A 424-nucleotide genomic window follows, 5' to 3' on the forward strand; every position below is an offset into this window, starting at 1 on the left:
CGACCGCACCGCCCGGGTGGCCGTGGCTGTCCGGCCGGACTCCACCGTCCGCCTGTTGTCGACCTACGGTGACCAGGGCCTGGTCACCACCTCGCTGGAGTCACTGCAGCCCGGAACCGCCAAGGGGTGGACCAAATACCCCCTGGGCGTCATGTGGGCCCTCCAGGAACGGGGCACCGGCGTCCCGGGCCTGGACCTGCTCCTCGACTCAAACGTCCCGCTGGGTGCGGGCCTGTCGTCGTCGCACGCCATCGAATGCGCTGTCATCACCGCACTCAACGACCTCACCGGCGCCGGGCTTGCGGCCGAGGACATGGTGCTGGCAACCCAGCGGGCGGAGAACGACTTTGTGGGTGCGCCCACCGGAATCATGGACCAGTCCGCGTCCCTGCGCGGCTCCAAGGGCCATGCAGTGTTCCTGGAC

At 69.3% G+C, this 424-nt stretch carries 1 protein-coding gene; it reads left to right on the forward strand.

Annotated elements, in window-relative coordinates; genetic code table 11:
* On the forward strand, nucleotides 1-424 hold a 424-nt coding region (locus AC1DKD_RS42215; protein WP_477144863.1), incomplete at both ends, for a GHMP family kinase ATP-binding protein.

The organism is Cupriavidus sp. 05T313 (assembly GCF_056396665.1).